Raw genomic sequence first — 19,553 nt, 5'->3', positions numbered from 1 at the left:
CCCGTTTTTTTTGTGTTTTTTTCTGGTTTGGCTAAACTAGGTAGTCATGGGAATCCGGTAACCGACGGCCGAATAAAAACGAAAGAGGGAAACGCCTCATGACAAAGTCCGAACTGGTCGAGCTGATTGCTTCGAAGCAGACACAGCTCTCCGTTAAAGATGTCGAACTGGCTGTAAAAACCATCATTGAGCACATGTCCCAGTCGCTTGCCGATGGTCAGAGAATAGAAATCCGGGGATTTGGCAGTTTTTCCCTTCACCACCGGGCCGCGCGTACCGGGCGCAATCCGAAAACCGGTGAGGCTGTCCAGCTGCCAGCCAAGTATGTACCGCACTTCAAACCCGGTAAGGAATTGAGAGAGCAGGTCAACGACAGCTTGAAGAAAGGCTTTTAACAGCTGCTCAGGGAACGCGTATAATTTGGGCCCTCAGGCCCCTTGGGAGTGCTATCGCTATGGCAGGATTGCAGAAGATCCTCATTATTCTGTTGGTTTTGGTCCTGGTTCTGCTGGCACTGGTATTCTCGCTCAACAATCAAATGGCAGTCTCCCTCAACTTCCTGCTGTTTGAGACCCAGCCCCATGGCGTTGCCGTCTGGATTATCATGGCATTTGTTGTCGGTGCCCTCGTAGGCGTGCTGATGACCATGCTGGCCACCGTTCGAAACGCGGTGTCCCGGCGAACCCTTCAGAAACGACTTGATCGCGCCGAGCAGGCATTGGAGAAATCCAGGGCCCAGAACGACCGGACTCTTTAATGGATATCGTACTTCAGTGGCTGCTGCTCACTGTTGCAGTCGCCGTTGGCTGGCTAGTGGGCCGGCTGGGAAGCAATGACAACCGATCCGGCAAAACGATTTCCGACGAGGAATCGGTTAAGGACCGTCTCCAGTTTCTGTTCACCAACTATTCCGACCAGGCCGTTGAAAACTTCGTTCAGTCCCTTGCGGTAAACAAGGACACCGTCAGTCTGCACCTGTCTATCGGAAGCCATTTCCGTAACAAGGGCGAAACGGACCGGGCGATCTTGATCCACCAGAATCTTCTGGCCAGGCCCGAACTACCTCCGCGTTTCTCGCCACAGGTCACCCTTGAGCTCGCCCGGGATTACCTGAATGCCGGTCTACTTGACCGTGCTGAGGCACTGCTGCATCAATTGATGGGTGACAAGGAGTATGGGCGGCATTCCTCGCAACAGCTTATTGATCTCTACCAGCAGGAGAAGGAGTGGGCTAAAGCAGCCGAGGTCGCGCGAGCGCTTACCCGGGGCGATGCCGACCCGGCCATGTTCAAGGTGCTGGCCTATTTAACCTGTGAGCTGTCCGAAGAGTCCCTGAAGCAGGACGACCGGTGGGCTGCGCAGAAGCTGGCCAGGGAGGCGCTCGATTACGATCGCTGCTGTGTTCGGGCCAACCTCATTCTGATGAAGCTTCTAGTTCGTCAGGGCAGTTACCGAGAGGCCAGCAACCAGTGCCTCAAAGTGTTCGAGCAGAACGCCGAGTTCGGGTCGGAAGCCATCGACCGCTTGATGAAGCTTGAGCACGAGCATGGTGACATCGGGCGGCTGGCGAAAAAACTGCGCAAGCTTTACGAAAGCTATCCGAGCACCAGCCTCCTTCTGGCCCTTGTCGAGTCCGTCGAACGTGCCTCGGGGCGTCCTGCAGCTATCGATTTGCTCAGGCAGGAACTGGAAACACGCCCGAGCGTGCGTGGCCTGCTCAGGCTGGTGGAAATGGCCGGCTACGAAAAGGGCATGACCACCGATGAGGGCAGGCTGGTGAGCCGCATCGGTCACCTGATACTTGCCAACCGTCCGGTTTATCGCTGTGTCAGTTGTGGTTTCTCAGGTCGTCAACTGCACTGGCTGTGCCCGAGTTGCAAGCAGTGGGAAACCGTCCGCCCTATTCAGGGTGTTGAAGCCGAATAAACCTTTACCGAATCTCCGCAGGAAATGTGAACGTGCAAACCGCTAACGATCCCAAGATCATCGTCGCCCTCGATTTTCCGTCCCAGAATCCGGCCCTTGAGCTGGTCGACAAACTGGACCCGGCCAAATGTCGCCTGAAAGTGGGCAAAGAACTGTTCACCCGTTCAGGCCCGCAACTGGTCGAGGGTCTGCAGAAGCGAGGTTTCGACGTATTCCTGGACCTGAAATTCCACGATATTCCCAACACCACGTCAGCTGCCGTCGCGGCTGCGGCCGACCTGGGTGTCTGGATGGTGAACGTTCATGCGTCCGGCGGCGAAAAAATGATGACCTCCTGCCGCGAGCGCCTTGACGCCTTCGGTACTGGTCGCCCGTTGCTGATTGCTGTGACCGTCCTCACCAGTATGAACGCCGACGACCTGGCCGGCATCGGCATCATCGATTCCCCGGAAACCCAGGTGTCCCGCCTGGCAACCCTCACCAAAAACTGCGGCCTCGACGGCGTCGTCTGTTCCGCACAAGAAGCACCCAACCTCAAAGCCGAGCAGGGCGCTGACTTCAAATTGATCACACCTGGTATCCGTCCCCTGACGGCCGATAAAGGCGACCAACAGCGCATCATGACCCCCACGGATGCCCTCAAAGCCGGTTCCGACTACCTGGTAATCGGTCGTCCCATTACCCAGGCAAATGACCCGCTGGCTGCCTTGGAGGCTATTCATTCAGAGGTGATCGAGCTCTGACTCGTTCTATTTTTTGAATCCTGCCCCAGCCTTCGAAATTGGGGGGCTGGTGCTGTGGGTGCGCCCTCCCAAAAACCGCTACGAGCACGTCCATGTGCGCTTGGCTGTGGCCATCCATGGCCACAGACATTTTTGGGAGGGCACCCCCACAGCACCGTTCCGGTCGTCGCAGTTATAGTCCGCCTTTTGCACCGCACTCTATTAGGCAGAGTTCCTTGAGTCGTATTGTGTCGTTAGCTGCAGATTTTCTTTTTACTCGGTATATCTGTTTAGTCTGAACGGGCCGGCCAGCAGGTCTTTCCAAAACTGTAGAGGGCCAGGGATGGCCCGATTCAAGCGCACACGGACGTGCTTGTAGCGTGTTTTGGAAAGACCTGCTGGCTGGCCCGCCCCCAAAACACGAAGGCTAGGGCAGGACTTGCTATCAACAACCGAAGTCAAAACCGAAAAGTGGGGCAATAAAAAACCCGCTAACTCAAAGAATTAGCGGGTTTTCAGAATAGTGGCTCCCCGAGCTGGGCTCGAACCAGCGACAAACGGATTAACAGTCCGTTGCTCTACCAACTGAGCTATCGGGGAACGTCGTCGTGTGACGAGGCGCGTATATTAAGTTGGCTATACCGCCCCGTCAACCCCTGGCCAGAACTTTTTAGCCGAGCGCTTTTTGTAGACGCTCAATAGCCTTTTCCAGGTTGTCCATGCTGGTCGCGAAGCTCAGACGCATGTGGCCCGGGCAGCCGAAGGCTGAGCCAGGAACCAGTGCCACGCCGGCGTCGGTCAGCAGTTTCTCGGCAAACTCAACGTCGGTGCTGACGCTGGAGTCGGCATCGATGGCGCCCTGGAAGCTGGGGAACACATAGAAGGTTCCGTCGCCATTCAGGCACTCAACGCCCGGGAGCTTGTTCAGGGCCTCTACCAGCCAGTCGTGGCGTTCCTTGAATGCCTTGACCATCTCGCCCACGCAGGCCTGATCACCGTCCAGCGCAGCCTGTGCCGCTGCCTGGGAGATGGAGGCGGGGTTGGAGGTGCTCTGGGACTGGATCTTCTTCATGGCGCCGATGATTTTCGCCGGGCCAGCGGCGTAGCCGATACGCCATCCCGTCATGGAGTAGGCTTTGGAAACGCCGTTCAGCACGAACGTGCGGTCATACAGCTCAGGCGTGGCGTTCAGGATGTTGCAGAACGGCTTGCCGGTCCAGAGGATCGGCTCGTACATGTCGTCCGTGGCGATCATGATGTTCGGGTGTTTCTTCAGCACCTCGCCGATGGCCTGCAGCTCTTCCAGGGTGTATGCCATGCCGCTCGGGTTGGAGGGGCTGTTGATCACGAACAGGCGGGTACGCTCGGTGATGGCGTTTTCCAGCTGTTCCGGAGTGATCTTGAAGCGTGTCTCGGCGCCGGTTTCGATGATGACCGGTTTGCCCTCGGCAACCAGTACCATGTCCGGGTAGGAAACCCAGTAGGGGGCCGGGATGATGGCTTCGTCACCGGGGTTCAATGTGGCAAGTGCGAGGTTGAAAAAGCTCTGTTTGCCACCACTGCTTACCAGTATCTGGTTGGCTTCGTAATCCAGGCCGTTGTCCCGTTTGAACTTCGCAATAATCGCTTTTTTCAGGGCGGGCGTACCATCCACGGCGGTGTACTTGGTCTGGCCGTTATTGATGGCTTCAATGGCTGCCTGTTTGATGTGATCAGGTGTGTCGAAGTCCGGCTCGCCGGCACCCAGGCCGATAATGTCCTGGCCTGCTGCGCGGAGTTCCGCGGCCTTGTTGGTGACTGCGAGAGTGGGAGAGGGCTTGATAGCCTGTACTCGGCTGGAAAGTTGAAGGTCCAAACTTGCGCTCCTTAAAGCTGCGTCTGATAGGGCTGCGACCGCCGGGTGCCAGAGCTGCTGGCTGATTTCTGCCCAGCCGTCGATCGCACTGATGGTATCATGAAGCCAGTGTATCGCTAAATTTCTCTAATGGTAGGGACCATAACGCCCCTGCCTCGGTTTTACCGGAGGTTTTCGCCAGTTATGGCCAGTAATCAGGCAAACGTTTCCGCAAGGGAAGGTGTGTTCAAAGTAGATTCACCGTTCCAGCCAGCCGGCGATCAACCCAAGGCGATCGAGGGGCTGGTGGATGGCATTCACTCCGGTCTCGCACACCAGACCCTGCTGGGGGTAACCGGCTCCGGTAAAACGTTCACTATCGCCAATGTGGTTCAGGAGGTTCAACGGCCAACGATCATCATGGCCCACAACAAGACGCTGGCAGCCCAACTTTACGGTGAGTTCAAGGAATTCTTTCCGGACAACGCCGTGGAGTATTTCGTCTCTTACTACGACTACTACCAGCCCGAGGCCTACGTGCCCTCGTCGGACACGTTTATCGAAAAAGACGCGTCCATCAACGAGCACATTGAACAGATGCGTCTGTCTGCCACCAAGGCGTTGTTGGAAAGACCGGACGCCATTATCGTGGCAACGGTTTCGTCCATCTATGGTCTGGGTGATCCCCAATCCTATCTGAAGATGATGCTGCACCTGGATCGGGGCGATCAGATTGACCAGCGGTTTATTTTGCGGCGCCTGGCCGAGCTTCAGTACACCCGGAATGACGTTGAGTTCCACCGGGCCAATTACCGTGTTCGAGGCGATGTGATCGATGTGTTTCCTGCGGAATCCGAGAAAGAGGCGATCCGCATTGAGCTGTTCGATGATGAGGTGGAGAATCTCAGCTATTTCGACCCTCTGACTGGCGAGGTTCTTCGCCGTGTGCCCCGGGTAACTATCTATCCGAAATCGCATTATGTCACGCCCCGGCAGACGGTTCTGGATGCAGTTGAGCACATCAAGGTGGAGCTGGATGAGCGGCTGCAGCAACTACGGGACAACAACCGCCTGGTGGAAGCGCAACGCCTGGAAGAGCGCACCCGGTACGACATCGAAATGATGCTGGAATTGGGCTATTGCAACGGCATCGAGAACTACTCGCGCTATCTATCCGGTCGCCGGCCCGGTGAGGCACCGCCGACACTGTTTGATTACCTGCCGCCCAACGCTTTGCTGGTGGTGGACGAGTCCCACGTAACCATTCCCCAGATCGGCGCCATGTACAAAGGTGACCGTTCCCGCAAGGAAACGCTGGTCGAGTATGGATTCCGCCTGCCATCGGCGCTGGATAACCGGCCCATGAAATTTGAAGAGTGGGAGCGGATTGCGCCGCAGATGATTTTCGTATCGGCTACGCCGGCGAACTACGAGGCCGAGCACGCCGGGCAGGTAGTGGAGCAGGTGGTTCGACCCACCGGCCTGCTAGATCCGGAAATCGAGGTGCGCCCGGCCTCTACCCAGGTGGACGACCTGCTTTCCGAGATTAATGCCCGGGTGAAAGTTAAGGAACGGGTTCTGGTGACAACGCTGACCAAGCGCATGGCGGAGGATCTGACCGACTTCCTGATGGAGCACGATATCAAGGTTCGCTACCTGCATTCGGACATCGATACCGTGGAAAGGGTGGAAATCATCCGGGATTTGCGGCGAGGTGAATTCGATGTGTTGGTGGGGATCAACCTGTTGCGGGAAGGTCTGGACATGCCCGAGGTGTCTTTGGTGGCCATCCTCGACGCTGACAAGGAAGGGTTCCTGCGGTCGGAACGTTCATTGATACAGACCATTGGCCGTGCCGCGCGGAATGTTCACGGTAAAGCCATTCTCTACGGCGACCGAATCACGGGTTCCATGCAAAGAGCCATTGATGAAACCGAGCGCCGGCGGGCGAAACAGCAGGCCCACAATGACGAATTCGGCATCACGCCCCAGGGCCTGAACAAGAAGATTGCGGACATCATGGAAGGTGCAGGTGGCGGTGGTCGAGGCCGTCGCAAGGCCGAGCGCCCGGGACAGAAAGCGGCGGAAGAGGCAGAGCAATACAGGGCGAAAACCGGAAACCGGTCGCCGGAGGAAGTTCTCAAAGAAGTGTCGCGGCTGGAGGACGAAATGTACAAAGCCGCGTCCGAGCTGGATTTCGAGACGGCGGCCCGTCTTCGGGACGAGATCGCCGAGCTGAAGGAGGCGGCCCTTCGGACCGCATGATCAGGCCGGCCGCTTTGGCCCCACGATGACTGCGGCCTGCAAGGGCTGGTTCCTGCCATAGCGGGAGATCTGGCTGAACACCCTTCGGTCGACCGGCAGGTATTGTTTGTCGGCCACTGTTTCGCCCGCCTCGGCGTCGATTTCCGGATCGTGCAGGTACACAAACTGGTCATCAATCGCGCACACCGTCACCCAGTGGGGAACGCGGCTACGGTTCAACTGCCAGGTGCTGATCAGGATGACCGGAACTCGCCCTTCGTGGAGGGCTTCCTCCATGGCTTCGAGGGTCAGGGGATCATGGTGCAGCTGGATGTCGGTCTGGCCGATATCATGAAGAAACCCCTCATGGACCAGTTCCAGAACGCGTTTCTTGTCCTCGCTTCTGACGGTGTCCTTGAACAGCGCACCTTCCATACTGATCCAAGCGCTGGCTTCAAAGCCCCGGTTCCAGGCAGCCAGTGCCAATCCATGAGGGCCGCAGCCACCATGGCCGGCCAGCATGAATATCGTGGTCGCCTCCCGCCAGAGTCTGAGCTCCTCCAGGGTTGTGAGCGGTTGCTGCTCATCCAGGGCGGCCATGGCCATGATCAGTGCGGCGGGGCCACAGGAAAAATCCGTGGTCTGTGGGTAGTAGGGGACAGCCGGAAATTCCCTTGAAGGCTCGTAGAAGAGAATCCGGCGCTCAAAGCGCAGGGCGTCGCCATGGTCCTCATAGTAATCCCGATAGGTGCCAAACTGGCGGTAGCCCAGCCGGTTGTAGAGAGCGATCGCGCCCTTGTTATCTTCACGGACTTCCAGGCGCATGATGATACGGCCAGCGTCCACCGCTTCGGATTCCGCCTCACGCACCAGTTTCTCGCCCACACCCCGGCCCCGAACAGTCGGTGACACCGCGATGGAATAGATCCGCGCGAGCCGGGTAGCAGCGCTCATCAGAACCAGGCAATAGCCCACCAGTTCGCCATCGGCTTCGGCGATTATCAAGCGGTCCCTCGGCATCTCCAGGAAACGGCGAAAGCTGCGCCTGGAAAGTCGGTCCTCTGTGAAACACCGGTTTTCAAGCTCAACCAGGGCGTTGAGATCCTTGCTGGTGGCTTGTCGTAGCTGGAAATCAGGCATTGAGATGCGGCCTTGAGAAGAGCTTGGAGGGCATGCTGGTGGGCTTCCCGTATTCGGCTATTATGGGTGAGAGCAAGGGTAACGCAAAGACTGTAAGGATGCGTAAAAGCACGCATTATTCGTCGATTGTGCACCGATCATCACCGGCGTATCGTTGCGTCAAATATCACAGGCAAGACCTTTCAGGGAGGAATGCCTTTAATGTCCCGTTTGCTTATCGTAGTGGACCGCGCCAAAGACTGGGCGCCTTATTACCCCAGTGAAGATGTACTGACGTTTGATCAGTATCTCCAGTTCTCGGCACCGCCGTCCAGCCGGGTAAGAGTCATTAACCTGTGCCAGAGCGCCCGGTACCTGAGCAAGGGGTATTATTGCTCATTGCTGGCGGAAGCCCGTGGCCACCACGTGGTGCCTTCGGTAATGACGCTTAATGACCTGGGTAGGAAAGGGTTGTTTTCTCTCGAGCTGGAAGAGCTTGATGAGAGCGTTATCAACTGGCTGGAGGCGTCGGGTTCGGCAATTGATCCCGCCAGTGATGAGCGCGCAGCTACTCATGAAGTCCGGATCCGGACGTACTTTGGCCAGGCTGAGCATCCGGATCTCAAACCGGTTGCCAGGGCCCTGTTCGAGCGTTTTCCGTGCCCGATTCTCGAGGTTGTCTTCAAGCGCCGCAAGCAGTGGCAGATCGAGTCCATGAAACCGGCGGCCCCGGCGGACCTCGGCGAACAGGAGCAGGACGTATTTGCCGCCGCCCTGGATCGTTTCAGCAGCATGGTGTGGCGTAAGCCCAGAACCCGTCGACGTTACCGCTACGACCTGGCGGTTCTGGTCAATCCCGATGAGGAAATGCCGCCGAGCGACAAGGTTGCCCTGAAGCGATTCGAAAAGGCCGGTCGCAAGCTGGGTATCAATGTTGAGCAGATCACCCGCAGGGATTACATGCGCCTTCCGGAATACGATGGCCTGTTCATCCGGGAAACCACCGCCATTGACCACCATACCTACCGTTTTGCCCGCAAGGCAGCGGCGGAGGGTATGGTAGTTATTGATGATCCTGTATCGATCCTGAAGTGCACCAACAAAGTGTTTCTTGCGGATCTTCTGAAAAACAACAAGGTTCCCACACCCAAGACGCTGATCCTGTCCAAAGACCAGAAGAACGCGGTTGAACAGGTCATCAGCGAGCTGGGCTTTCCCGTGGTCATCAAGATTCCGGATGGCGCATTTTCCCGGGGCGTTACCAAGGCGGAGGATGAGAAGACCTTGCGAGCCGGTCTAAAGGACCTGTTCAAGCAGTCGGCCCTGGTGCTGGCCCAGGAATATCTGTACACCGATTACGACTGGCGCATTGGTGTGCTAGGTGGTCGGGCTATCTACGCCTGCAAATACATGATGGTGAAAGGCCACTGGCAGATCTACCAGCACGGTGAATCCGAGAGTGAAAGCGGTGGCTTCGAGACCATGCCCACTTACGAGGTGCCGAGAAATGTGATTCAGGCGGCCCTGAATGCCACCAAGCTGATTGGTAACGGGCTGTACGGTGTGGATATCAAGCAGTCCGGAAACCGGGTTGCCGTGATCGAAGTCAACGACAATCCGAGCATTGATGCCGGTGTCGAGGATCGCTTTCTCGGGGGGGAGCTCTATACCCTGATCATGCAGGAATTTCTCTCCAGGATGGAAGAGAACCGGCGGAGGTAAAGGGTTTGGCCGGTTTCTTCAGGGGCCGGCCACCCAAACCCGGACACTGCCAAACCAGGGGTAATCCCGAAGCTGATCCCTGATGTTCGCGGAGGAGAACAGGGTTTTTTCCTCGTACTCGTCGAGAAACAGTTCCAGGTGCACCTTGTTCTTCAGGTAGTGCAGCCGCAGGCGACTGTGGTGTGGAAGTTCACCAATATGCCGGGCCAGTACAGCCCGGATGTCTTCTCGGGAAGGCAGGCGCTCAGAGGTCAGTGGCTGGTCTTCGTCGTTTTCAGCGTCGATGTGGAAATTGATGTCCCGAATGTTGTCCAGAGCGTCTCGCATGCCCGAGACCACCTGCATACCGATCTGATGTCCCTCTGAAACGCTGATTTCCGGCCGGACCACCAGGTGAATATCCAGCAGGATGTCATGGCCCATGCGACGGCTACGAAGTTCGTGGACGTTGCGCACGCCGTCTGTGTCGCGGGCAATGCTCTTGAGCATCTCTGTGTCTTCGTGAGAAAGGCCGGTATCCACAAGCTCTTTTACGCTGTCCCAGGTGAACTTCCAGCCGATGTGGATAATGATTCCGGCAATCACCACTGCGGCAAACACATCGAGCCAGATCATCCCCAGCATGGCACCTGCGGTCGAAACCAGAACGACGATTGAGGAAAACGCATCGGTTCTGCTGTGCCAGGCGTTGGCGATAATCAGATCCGAGCGAATTTTCAGGCCTACATGGCGAGTGTATCGAAAGATCCACTCCTTCCCGGCCACCGACAGGGCCGCCGCTACCAGGACCGGCCACCCGGGAACGGTATCCACGTTGCCTTCGATCAGACGAAGCGTGTTTTCCCAGGCCAGGGCAGCTCCTACCGCGATCAGAATACTACCAAGCACCAGGGTGCCGAAGGTCTCGATTCGCTGGTGACCGTAGGGGTGATCTTCATCCGGTTCCTGGCGGGAAATTTTCATGACACCGAGGACAACCAGATCCGAGGCAACGTCGGTAAAGGAGTGAATGCCATCGACCAGCAGTGCCTGGGAATGAAAAAGAGCACCTGCAATGACTTTAATGACACCGAGTACGGCATCGAGAATCATTCCAATAATGGTGACCCTTGAAGCCGCCCTCATTTCGCCCGCAAGACTGTCCCGGTTCTGTTGAGCGGAGGAAATCGGCTCTTGCATTGCAGAACTCCTGATCCGAAAACAGGTGTCAGTATAACGTTATTCTTGGAGTGTTTGGCAGTGCTGGCCCGAAAGCCGAATTTCAAGTGATTTATGCACATCATTGCAGAACGGTGACCGGGTAACATTTTGTTTAGTATTTGTCGACAGGCAAGGAAAAAATTTATAACCCATTGAAAATAAAGTTAAATTCAACTGGTCAAAAAATGATCAATCTGTAGACTGGCGCAGTTATCAAGGGATGGGAACCGTTGCCCCTCGATTTTCAACAGGGTTATCCACAGATTCCGTGGAAAAGGTCATGAGACTGCCATGATACAGTCATTTAGAGCTGATTTTTCTCTATCCCGGGAAGCTGTGGAAAACTTCCGGTATACTCCGCCCACTTGGATCAGGGGAGTTTTTTCAGATGTACGGCGTTTTCCGCAACCTGCTTTTCCGTCTTCCGGCTGAGCAGGCTCACAATATTGCATTGAATGGTCTGGATCTTGCGCAACGATTGGGCGTTTTGAGCGTTTTTTCGCCAAAAATAGATTCATTGCCAGTGAATGTTATGGGGCTGGATTTTCCGAACCCTGTCGGGCTCGCCGCAGGTCTTGATAAGAACGCCGATCATCTTGATGCACTTGGAGCCCTGGGCTTCGGATTCATTGAAGTGGGAACAGTCACGCCACTGGCGCAGCCCGGAAACCCCAAGCCGAGAATGTTTCGACTGCCGGAACACCAGGCCATCATTAATCGCATGGGTTTCAATAACGAAGGGTTGGACCACTTGCTGGCGCGCGTGGACAATCGCCGGTACCGCGGGGTGTTGGGAATCAATGTTGGCAAGAACAAGGATACGCCCAACGATCAATCCGAATCGGACTACCGAAAGGGGATTTCGGCTGTCTACACCCGCGCCGATTACATTACGGTGAATGTGTCCTCGCCCAATACGCCAGGGCTACGGGATCTGCAGTTTGGGGACTCCCTGAAAGGGCTTCTGGAAGCCATCAAGGACGAGCAACTGAAGTGCGAAAAAGAACATGGGCGTTATGTGCCTGTAGCCGTAAAGATTGCTCCGGACATGGACGATGACGGTATCCGTTTTGTGGCATCTGCGCTGCGAGAGACGGGGCTGGACGGCGTGATTGCCACCAATACAACGGTCAGTCGTGATGCGGTGGCGGGTCATCCTTATGCCAATGAGGCCGGGGGGCTGAGCGGAGTGCCGGTTCGGGAAGCGTCTCTGAGGGTCATAAAGGGACTTTACGCGGAGTTGGGGGAGTCGTTGCCGATTATTGGCGTGGGCGGCATTACCGACGGCGAGAGCGCAGCAGAGAAAGTCCGGGCCGGAGCCAAACTTGTACAAATTTACACAGGGTTTATTTACCGTGGGCCTCAGCTGATAAAAGAAGCCGTTGAGGCGATCAGGCAGGTACAGTGATTGTCGGTGTCCCAGAACGAAGGTGGGCCCGCTTAGCGGGCCCGAGCGGGGAATGAACCCCGTAGCGCTTCTTCGCATGGTATGGGGCGGGAGGCCCCATTTGGGTTACTCTGGGTACTGCGTCAAGTTGTGTAGAAAAAGATCAGATTAAGATTCGGGGTTAGTTCAGGCGTCAAGCCGTCGTAACGTTAGCCAGTTTGTGGATGCCGGATACGCCGGTCATGCCCTCCCATTGATCTGTGCGGCCTTCTCGCCACCCGTTCAGCCATTCCTGGCGAACTTCCGCCTGTTCAATCGGGCAGCTGTCTTTGGATTTACCGGACACGCCAGCGAGATAACCCCGCTTGTATGCACGAGCGTACATGTCTCTTTTCTGTCTTTTCATGCCGTTCCTCACTGATGGATTAACAGAACAAGCGTGTACACACCTGCAGTGGCTGCGACAACTGTTACCCGCTCCGGGATAACCCACTATTGTCAGCTCAAGCCAGAGCAGTCAGGATCCTGTTAACGGAAAGTTTGTTACCTTCCGGAACGACGCGTCAATTACAAGGTAAGTCGAACCTTGCGCGGATGTACACTAATTATTTCATCTATGTGACGCTTTTTTTATAGTTATGTGAACTAAAAAATCACCACCAATTTCGGAACAGCCAGTATTCCGGAAACTTACCAGTCGCCGCTGATACACCAGGAGTTGAACTTGTCCAAATCTGTATTTTTCGTAACCTGCCCGAAGGGGGTGGAATACCTTCTGGCGGACGAGCTCAGCACTTTTGGCCTGGACACCGTGCGCAACGCGCCGGCGGGAGTCTGGGTGGAGGGTGCCCTGGAGGCTGGTTATCGCGCTTGCCTTTGGTCACGCCTGGCCAACCGGGTGATCCTCCATGTCGAAGAAGTGAATGCCAACAGTGGCGACGAGCTGTATGACGGCGTTGTGCACATGGACTGGCAGCAGCATATTCCGGTGAATGGAAGTTTCCGGGTCACTTTTCTCGGTCAGAACGAGGCAATCCGGAATACGCAATACGGAGCACAGCGGGTAAAAGACGGCATTGTGGACCGGTTCCAGGCCAATGGAGGCCCGAGGCCTTCCGTGGATGCCAAGAATCCCGATGTCATTATCTCCGCTCGACTGAATCGGGGGCGCCTGTCACTGGGAGTCGACCTCAGCGGCCACAGCCTCCATATGCGCGGCTACCGGACAGATAAAGGCATAGCACCACTTAAAGAAAACCTGGCGGCGGCATTACTGATGCGTGCGGGCTGGCCAGAGATTGCCTCGACCGGCGGCGATTTTCTGGACCCGATGTGTGGGTCCGGCACGCTTGTAATTGAAGCCGCGATGATGGCGCTGGATATGGCGCCCGGCCGCAAACAGGAGCAGTTTGGCTTCGAGAAATGGCCGGGCCATCAGCCGGAGCTCTGGTTGTCCTTGCGCCAGGAAGCAGAACGTCGCGCCCATGAGGGTAAACAGAAACGAATCCCCAGGCTGGCGGGCTTTGACCAGGACAGTCGGGTCATTGCGACGGCCTGGAAGAATATCCAGCGGGCTGGGCTTGAGAGTATTGTCCACGTTGAAGCTCGATCGGTTGAGGCCCTGGAACCGGAGGACGGCTGGTCCAAACATGGGTTGGTGTTGACCAATCCGCCGTACGGTGAGCGCTTGAGTGAGCGCAGGGAACTGGGCGCCCTGTACCAGGCCCTTGGCGCTGCAGTGAAACGCAGCGTACCCGGCTGGCGGCTTGGTGTGTTTACCGGTGCCCCGGAATACGGCAAGTCCATCGGTTTGCGAAGCTACAAGCAATACCGGCTTTTCAACGGCAAACTGCCTGCTCAGTTGCTGTTGTTCGAAATCAATGACGCCAGCGCCATGACCCCGCGGGGCCCCGATATCCCCGGTGAGATTACTCCTCGTATTGCCAACGAGGAACGTGCGGCCATGCTTCGTAACCGGCTCAAGAAAAATATGAAGACCATTGGCCAGTGGGCGAGAAAGCAGGGCATTGGTTGCTATCGGCTTTACGATGCCGACATGCCGGAGTTCGCCCTGGCAATCGATATCTATGAGGGCCGGGTACACGTGCAAGAGTACGCGGCCCCGAAATCGGTGGACGAACGTTCCGCCCGTGAACGTCTGGCCGAAGCTCTTGCAGTGATTCCCGAAGCGCTCGGCGTGGACCGGGAAGACATGGTGTGCAAGCAGCGCCAGCGCCAGACGGGCACCAGCCAGTATGAAAAACAGGCTGCCAGTGGCGAGTTTTTCAAGGTTCACGAACATGGCTGTGTGCTGAAGGTGAACCTGAAGGATTACCTGGACACCGGTCTGTTTCTGGATCATCGGCCGGTGCGGCACTGGATTCAGCAACACGCCGCAAACCAGCGGTTTCTGAATCTGTTCTGCTATACCGGGGCGGCCACGGTGCATGCCGTGGTAGGAGGCGCCAGCCGCTCTCTCAGCCTTGATATGTCAAAAACCTATGTCGGATGGGCAGAGGAGAATCTGGCCCTGAACGGTGCGGATCCCCGGAAACATCGGGTAGAGCAGGCGGATTGCCTGGCCTGGCTTGCGGACCGAAAAACGGCGGACCAACGGTTTGATCTGATCTTCATGGATCCGCCCACATTTTCGAACTCCGCCCGAATGGCGGGCGTTCTGGATATCCAGAAGGATCATCCCACGCTGGTGAGGCAGGCCATGGCGAGGCTGAGCTCTGATGGATTGCTGATCTTTTCCAATAATTTCCGGCGATTCAAGCTCGACGAGGCGCTGGAAAGCGAGTTCGAGGTTTCCGAAGTTACCCGGGATACCCTGGACAGGGATTTCCAGCGCAATGCCCGGATCCACCGGTGCTGGCACATCCGCCACAAGGCATAAAGGAAATTGAATAGAACGGTAGGTCGGATTAGCGAAGCGTAATCCGACCTGTATTCTAGAACTCGTAGCGCAGGCCGCCGGAGAACTGGAAGGTATTCACATCCGTGGCGGTGTCTTCGAAGAGCTTTCCTCCTTCGAACACCAGGAAGGTGTCGTCCATTACTTCGAAGTCGAGGCCAGCAATCCAGCTGACGCTGAAGCCGCTGTCTGGAAATTCGCCTTCGAGGTCCAGAAAGGGGTTGTTGCGGTCATTCGCCGGGTCGCTAATCTCCCCCTCGCCATGGATATAGGAAAAGCCAAACTGTCCGTAGAGGTTGGCGTAGTCGGTAATCGGATAGTGCAGGCCGATATACCAGCTGGCGTAGTAGTCAACGCTCAGTGTGAGGTCACTATTCGGGACTTCGGCGCCTTTAAAGCCACCGCCCGCCCGCAACTCGGCGTGGAACAGGTCGGTGATATGACCACCCATCACCAGTGTTCCGCCAGTGCCCCAGGCCGTCTCCTTGGTGTTTTCACCGATGGTGCGGTGGTTGTAAGTGGTTGCCAGCAGACCGATGTAGTGTTTGTCTGCTCGAGGAGTATCCTGGGCCAGAACAGCCTGGGAGGCGAGAAACAGGGCGGGGACAAGTGGGCAGATAAGGGGCGTTCGCACAACCTTGTTCATTGTTATCGGGCTTCCTGACGTGGGCGAATACGGGCTGATTCTGCCTTGTGTAACCGTTTGTTACGTCGACCCGTGTCACACTTCCCTGTGTCTGTTCTGCACCGTTAAAGGTCTTCGTCGAACAGGCCTTCTTCCCGAGCCATTAGCAGCAGGGCGTAGACGCCATTTTCGGGCAGTTGAGGTTCCAGGCTTTCCTCGAACAGCAACTGGCGACGACGATCTTCCAGGGTTTCGCTGTCGAGGCCGGTAATAAGCTCACTGATGGGTGCGATCTCAAACGGGGCTTCCTGTCCCACCGCCGTGAAGATCAGGTCCACCAGAATCTCGTCCGGATCAAGGCCGTCCACGAATACGGTCTGGTCTGGCAGGTCCTGGTGCAGTTCCCGGGCCAGTTCGATGAGGGGCACGCCCTGTTCTTCCAGGTAGAGCAGGTCGATATCACCGAGGTCACCGTCTTCGGGGAGCCAGTCATCGGAAGGGGCGATCACCACGGTTTTCATCCGGCCGTCTTCCAGCGACCAGGCCATGGCGGTTGGGAAAAGCGCGTCGTCGGTCTGGCAGTATTCAATGTCGAGAAATCTCGGTGCAGGCACGTTGGGCTCCCGGTGCTGGTTAATTTGTGACCCGGTTATAGGGAATGTCCGTTGACCAGTATGAGGCTTTACGGCTTCATGCCATACTGATGGCGCAATTATCTTTTAATCAGGGACATCATGGAACACGCTGAATTTAACAAAGATTTATTGAAGTTTCTGAACACCTCTCCCACACCCTGGCACGCAGTTGACACCATGAAGCAACGGCTCAGTGCGGCCGGGTTCCAGGAACTGGATGAGCGGGAAGACTGGTCACTGGCCAAAAACCAGGGCTATTTCGTTATCCGTAACGGCTCTTCGATCGTTGCCTTCCGCACCGGCAGCAAAGACGTTGCCACCTCGGGGATCCGTATGGTGGGTGCCCATACCGATAGCCCCTGCCTGAAGGTCAAGCCCATACCTGAGCTTCGCCGCAAGGGTTTTTTCCAGCTGGGGGTCGAGGTCTACGGCGGTGTTCTGCTCAACCCCTGGTTTGATCGGGACCTTTCTCTGGCCGGTCGGGTTACGGTGTTGGACGAGGACGGCAAGGTGCGGGATACGCTGGTGGATTTTCGCAAACCCATCGCGTTTATCCCCAGTCTGGCCATCCACCTCGACCGCGAAGCCAACAGCAATCGGACGGTTAATCCCCAGACCGATCTGCCACCGGTTGTGATGCAGGTTCCGGAAAGTGACACGACCAGCTTTGTCGATTTGCTGTCACAACAGGTCAGAACAGAATCCGAACTGAGTGTTCGCAAGGTTCTGGGCTACGAGCTGAGCTTTTACGATGCCCGTGAGGCGTCGTTTGTCGGTTTGCGCGATGATTTCATCGCATCCGCTCGGCTGGACAACCTGCTGAGTTGTTACATCGGCCTTCAGTCTTTGCTGAAAGCTTCCGGTGATGAGGCCGCTCTGTTGGTCTGCAATGATCACGAAGAGGTTGGCAGTATGTCGGCCGAAGGCGCCCAGGGGCCGTTCCTCACGGCGGTGCTGGATCGTTGGGCCGGCTCCGGCAAGGCTCGGGCCATTGCCCGTTCGATGATGGTGTCGGCGGATAATGCCCACGGCATTCACCCCAATTACATGGATAAACACGACGAAAATCACGGTCCGATTCTCAATCAGGGGCCGGTGATCAAGGTTAACCACAACCAGCGTTACGCCACCAACAGTCGCTCGGCGGCCGTATACCGCCACATCAGTGACGAGCTGGGTTTGCCACACCAGACGTTTGTGGTTCGAAGTGACATGGGCTGTGGCAGTACCATCGGGCCGCTCACGGCGGGTAATCTGGGAGTGACCACGCTGGACATTGGTGTACCGCAGTTCGGTATGCACTCCATTCGGGAACTGATCGGAACCGAGGATGGCTTCACGCTGTTCCGCGTGCTGACCGAATTCATGCAGCGCGAACAGATTTTCTAGGGCGGGAAACGAAAAATGCCGCTGATTCATCAGAAGCAGCTGCATTTCGAAATAAGTGGCTCCCCGAGCTGGGCTCGAACCAGCGACAAACGGATTAACAGTCCGTTGCTCTACCAACTGAGCTATCGGGGAACAGCATCAAGTGGCGCGCATATTAAGCGCTTTGATTTACGGGGTCAACCCCCTGATATGAAAGGCTAAAAATTGTACGAAAGCAGGACTCTTCACTATCGTCCGCCACCGTGGCTACGCAACGGTCACGTCCAGTCGGTCTGGCCCACGCTGTTTCGCAAAGTACCCATGGTGGATCCCGAGCCGGAAGTGATTGCGACGCCGGATGACGACGAACTGCACCTGGACTGGTACCGGCAGGGCAGCGACCGTCTGGCGATTGTGTCCCACGGGTTGGAGGGGCATAGCCGGCGTCCCTACGTGCTCGGTTTAACCCGAGCCTTGCTGCGTGAGGGATGGGATGTTCTGGCGTGGAACTTCCGCTCCTGCGGCGGCGTTATGAATCGGCAACCCAGGTTCTATCATAGCGGCGCCACCGAGGATCTCGGCCTGGTGGTCAATCACGGTTTGTCGGGTAACTACAAAACCCTGTTCCTTTCCGGGTTTAGCATGGGGGGCAATCTGACGCTGCTTTATCTGGGCGAACAGGGTGAGGGAGTCGATAGCCGGATCTGCGGCGCCGTTGCCTATTCGGTTCCCTGCGACCTGGCCGGCAGCGCCGATATGCTGGCGCTGCCCAGCCGAAAGATTTACATGCAGCGCTTTCTTCGGGATCTGAAGGTGAAAATGCAGGAGAAGGCAGAAAAGTTCCCGGACCTGATCGATGTTTCCGGGTTTGACGCGATCCGCAGTTTTCATGAGTTTGATGACCGCTACACGGCACCACTGCACGGTTTCCGCAATGCCCGGGATTACTGGGCACAGTGCTCGGCACTGGGGCGCATGCGAGATGTGCGGGTGCCGGCGCTGATGGTCAATGCCGCCGATGATCCTTTCCTGTCGCCGCAATGCTTTCCGGAGTCCCGGCGGCAGCTCGGCGCCCATGTGCGCCTTGAGGCGCCCCGCTGGGGCGGTCATGTGGGGTTTGTCGAGCATGCCAGGGACGGGTTCTACTGGTCAGAGCGCCGGGCCCTGGCGTTTCTTCGGGGGTTGCACTGAGTCGGGGTTACTGAAGGATCGGTTTGATGACCGGCCAGACGTTGTCCAGCAGTTTGACCTGGGCTTCCTCGGTAGGATGAATACCATCGTCCTGCATCAGTCCGTCCTGGTTGTAGATGCCGTCCAGGAAGAAGGGAACCAGAGCGGTGTCGTAACGGTCTGACAGCTTCGGGTAGATTTCGGCGAACATCTCTGTGTACCGCTGTCCGTAATTGGGAGGTATCTGCATGCCCACCAGTACGGCACGCGCCCCCGAACCCTGGACTTTTTCGATCATGGAGGCGAGATTGGATTCGATAACATTGGGCGGAAAGCCGCGAAGGCCGTCGTTGCCTCCCAATTCGATGATCACCACTTCGGGCTCGTTCTCCTCAAGCAGTTCGGGCAGACGACGAGCGCCGCCATCGGTGGTCTCTCCGCTGATGCTGGCATTGACCACTTCCCATTCCGTTAGTCCCTTGTCTTCCAGGCGCTCACGTAACAACTGCACCCAGGCAGTTTCGGAGGGGACGCCATAGGCGGCACTGAGGCTGTCTCCGACAATCAGAAGCGTGTTCTGGCTCGCCGCCACGGGCAGCGCCAACAGGGTAGCTACAAGAAAAAGAATTGATCTGACGTACACCAATGCCGTATGCATAGACAACCAATACACCTTTAAGTCGT

The 19,553-nt window shown here is 56.7% G+C and carries 17 protein-coding genes and 2 tRNA genes; 10 read left to right on the top strand and 9 right to left on the bottom strand.

Translation table 11 applies throughout. The annotated features are described in order from the left end of the window. Positions 1-98: 98 nt before the first annotated feature. Genes WA411_RS12980 through pyrF form a run of 4 tightly spaced genes read left to right on the top strand, consistent with a single transcriptional unit; the run spans position 99 to position 2,669 of the window. The gene (locus tag WA411_RS12980; protein WP_008172061.1) at positions 99-395 is read left to right on the top strand and encodes an integration host factor subunit beta; all 297 of its coding nucleotides are present in this window, start codon (positions 99-101) and stop codon (positions 393-395) included. Positions 396-454: 59 nt separating this feature from the next. Beyond that, positions 455-757 (top strand): LapA family protein, encoded by a 303-nt coding sequence (locus WA411_RS12975; protein WP_291907761.1) that lies wholly within the window; start codon positions 455-457, stop codon positions 755-757. Then, entirely contained in the window at positions 757-1,926 is a 1,170-nt protein-coding gene (gene lapB, locus WA411_RS12970) for a lipopolysaccharide assembly protein LapB (RefSeq protein ID WP_291907758.1), read from the top strand. Before WA411_RS12975 ends, lapB begins: the two co-directional genes overlap by 1 nt. 32 nt (positions 1,927-1,958) lie before the next feature. Beyond that, the gene (gene pyrF, locus WA411_RS12965) at positions 1,959-2,669 is read left to right on the top strand and encodes an orotidine-5'-phosphate decarboxylase (RefSeq protein WP_291907755.1); all 711 of its coding nucleotides are present in this window, start codon (positions 1,959-1,961) and stop codon (positions 2,667-2,669) included. 503 nt (positions 2,670-3,172) lie between these two features. Here pyrF and WA411_RS12960 read toward each other — a convergent pair. Both WA411_RS12960 and WA411_RS12955 read right to left on the bottom strand, forming a co-directional pair. After that, a tRNA-Asn gene (locus WA411_RS12960) sits at positions 3,173-3,248 on the bottom strand. Between the two features lie 70 nt (positions 3,249-3,318). After that, the gene (locus tag WA411_RS12955; RefSeq protein WP_136629374.1) at positions 3,319-4,503 is read right to left on the bottom strand and encodes a pyridoxal phosphate-dependent aminotransferase; all 1,185 of its coding nucleotides are present in this window, start codon (positions 4,501-4,503) and stop codon (positions 3,319-3,321) included. 183 nt (positions 4,504-4,686) lie between these two features. Between WA411_RS12955 and uvrB the strand changes: the two genes are divergently transcribed. Beyond that, on the top strand, positions 4,687-6,747 hold the full coding sequence (uvrB, locus tag WA411_RS12950; RefSeq protein WP_069184613.1) for an excinuclease ABC subunit UvrB: 2,061 nt from the start codon (positions 4,687-4,689) through the stop codon (positions 6,745-6,747). Here uvrB and rimI read toward each other — a convergent pair whose 3' ends face one another. Then, positions 6,748-7,866, bottom strand: coding sequence for a ribosomal protein S18-alanine N-acetyltransferase (rimI, locus tag WA411_RS12945; protein ID WP_222464279.1), 1,119 nt, complete (start codon positions 7,864-7,866; stop codon positions 6,748-6,750). 201 nt (positions 7,867-8,067) lie between these two features. Between rimI and WA411_RS12940 the strand changes: the two genes are divergently transcribed. Further along, a complete protein-coding gene (locus WA411_RS12940; RefSeq protein ID WP_069184615.1) occupies positions 8,068-9,567 on the top strand; it encodes a RimK family protein in 1,500 nt (499 codons plus the stop codon). Between the two features lie 18 nt (positions 9,568-9,585). Here the strand turns inward: WA411_RS12940 and WA411_RS12935 are convergent, their stop codons facing one another. After that, the gene (locus WA411_RS12935; protein WP_069184616.1) at positions 9,586-10,746 is read right to left on the bottom strand and encodes a cation diffusion facilitator family transporter; all 1,161 of its coding nucleotides are present in this window, start codon (positions 10,744-10,746) and stop codon (positions 9,586-9,588) included. Between the two features lie 409 nt (positions 10,747-11,155). On the opposite strand from WA411_RS12935, the gene WA411_RS12930 reads away from it, so the two are divergent. After that, positions 11,156-12,175, top strand: a complete 1,020-nt coding sequence (locus WA411_RS12930; protein ID WP_291907742.1) for a quinone-dependent dihydroorotate dehydrogenase — start codon at positions 11,156-11,158, stop codon at positions 12,173-12,175. A 172-nt stretch (positions 12,176-12,347) separates the two neighbouring features. Here WA411_RS12930 and rmf read toward each other — a convergent pair whose 3' ends face one another. Next, positions 12,348-12,560 (bottom strand): ribosome modulation factor, encoded by a 213-nt coding sequence (rmf, locus tag WA411_RS12925; protein ID WP_069184618.1) that lies wholly within the window; start codon positions 12,558-12,560, stop codon positions 12,348-12,350. A 318-nt stretch (positions 12,561-12,878) separates the two neighbouring features. Here rmf and rlmKL point away from each other — a divergent pair, with 318 nt between their 5' ends. Continuing rightward, positions 12,879-15,053, top strand: a complete 2,175-nt coding sequence (gene rlmKL / locus WA411_RS12920) for a bifunctional 23S rRNA (guanine(2069)-N(7))-methyltransferase RlmK/23S rRNA (guanine(2445)-N(2))-methyltransferase RlmL (protein ID WP_291907736.1) — start codon at positions 12,879-12,881, stop codon at positions 15,051-15,053. 55 nt (positions 15,054-15,108) lie between these two features. On the opposite strand, the gene WA411_RS12915 is transcribed toward rlmKL, so the two are convergent. Both WA411_RS12915 and WA411_RS12910 read right to left on the bottom strand, forming a co-directional pair. Continuing rightward, positions 15,109-15,717: an outer membrane beta-barrel protein gene (locus tag WA411_RS12915; protein WP_291907734.1), complete on the bottom strand. Its 609-nt coding sequence runs from the start codon at positions 15,715-15,717 to the stop codon at positions 15,109-15,111. Between the two features lie 104 nt (positions 15,718-15,821). Further along, the gene (locus WA411_RS12910) at positions 15,822-16,310 is read right to left on the bottom strand and encodes a hypothetical protein (RefSeq protein ID WP_069184621.1); all 489 of its coding nucleotides are present in this window, start codon (positions 16,308-16,310) and stop codon (positions 15,822-15,824) included. A 120-nt stretch (positions 16,311-16,430) separates the two neighbouring features. On the opposite strand from WA411_RS12910, the gene WA411_RS12905 reads away from it, so the two are divergent. Next, a complete protein-coding gene (locus tag WA411_RS12905; RefSeq protein WP_291907730.1) occupies positions 16,431-17,720 on the top strand; it encodes a M18 family aminopeptidase in 1,290 nt (429 codons plus the stop codon). A 56-nt stretch (positions 17,721-17,776) separates the two neighbouring features. Here WA411_RS12905 and WA411_RS12900 read toward each other — a convergent pair. Next, positions 17,777-17,852, bottom strand: a tRNA-Asn gene (locus WA411_RS12900). Positions 17,853-17,924: 72 nt separating this feature from the next. Between WA411_RS12900 and WA411_RS12895 the strand changes: the two genes are divergently transcribed. Next, a complete protein-coding gene (locus WA411_RS12895) occupies positions 17,925-18,890 on the top strand; it encodes a YheT family hydrolase (RefSeq protein ID WP_069184623.1) in 966 nt (321 codons plus the stop codon). A 7-nt stretch (positions 18,891-18,897) separates the two neighbouring features. Here WA411_RS12895 and WA411_RS12890 read toward each other — a convergent pair whose 3' ends face one another. Continuing rightward, positions 18,898-19,527, bottom strand: a complete 630-nt coding sequence (locus WA411_RS12890) for an arylesterase (protein ID WP_291907723.1) — start codon at positions 19,525-19,527, stop codon at positions 18,898-18,900. Positions 19,528-19,553: the final 26 nt, after the last annotated feature.

The sequence above is a fragment of the Marinobacter sp. CH_CUG1437-1 genome (genome assembly GCF_037029655.1).
GTDB lineage: Bacteria > Pseudomonadota > Gammaproteobacteria > Pseudomonadales > Oleiphilaceae > Marinobacter > Marinobacter salsuginis.
Note: the sequence above shows the minus strand (reverse complement) of the source record. Positions and strands in the feature narration are given on the sequence as shown.

Coding starts and splice junctions, on each gene's coding strand:
- WA411_RS12980 (WP_008172061.1), top strand. CDS start 99: ATGACAAAGTCCGAACTGGTCGAGCTGATTGCTTCGAAGCAGACACAG.
- WA411_RS12975 (WP_291907761.1), top strand. CDS start 455: ATGGCAGGATTGCAGAAGATCCTCATTATTCTGTTGGTTTTGGTCCTG.
- lapB (WP_291907758.1), top strand. CDS start 757: ATGGATATCGTACTTCAGTGGCTGCTGCTCACTGTTGCAGTCGCCGTT.
- uvrB (WP_069184613.1), top strand. CDS start 4,687: ATGGCCAGTAATCAGGCAAACGTTTCCGCAAGGGAAGGTGTGTTCAAA.
- rimI (WP_222464279.1), bottom strand. CDS start 7,866: ATGCCTGATTTCCAGCTACGACAAGCCACCAGCAAGGATCTCAACGCC.
- WA411_RS12940 (WP_069184615.1), top strand. CDS start 8,068: ATGTCCCGTTTGCTTATCGTAGTGGACCGCGCCAAAGACTGGGCGCCT.
- WA411_RS12935 (WP_069184616.1), bottom strand. CDS start 10,746: ATGCAAGAGCCGATTTCCTCCGCTCAACAGAACCGGGACAGTCTTGCG.
- WA411_RS12930 (WP_291907742.1), top strand. CDS start 11,156: ATGTACGGCGTTTTCCGCAACCTGCTTTTCCGTCTTCCGGCTGAGCAG.
- rmf (WP_069184618.1), bottom strand. CDS start 12,560: ATGAAAAGACAGAAAAGAGACATGTACGCTCGTGCATACAAGCGGGGT.
- WA411_RS12915 (WP_291907734.1), bottom strand. CDS start 15,717: ATGAACAAGGTTGTGCGAACGCCCCTTATCTGCCCACTTGTCCCCGCC.
- WA411_RS12905 (WP_291907730.1), top strand. CDS start 16,431: ATGGAACACGCTGAATTTAACAAAGATTTATTGAAGTTTCTGAACACC.
- WA411_RS12890 (WP_291907723.1), bottom strand. CDS start 19,527: ATGCATACGGCATTGGTGTACGTCAGATCAATTCTTTTTCTTGTAGCT.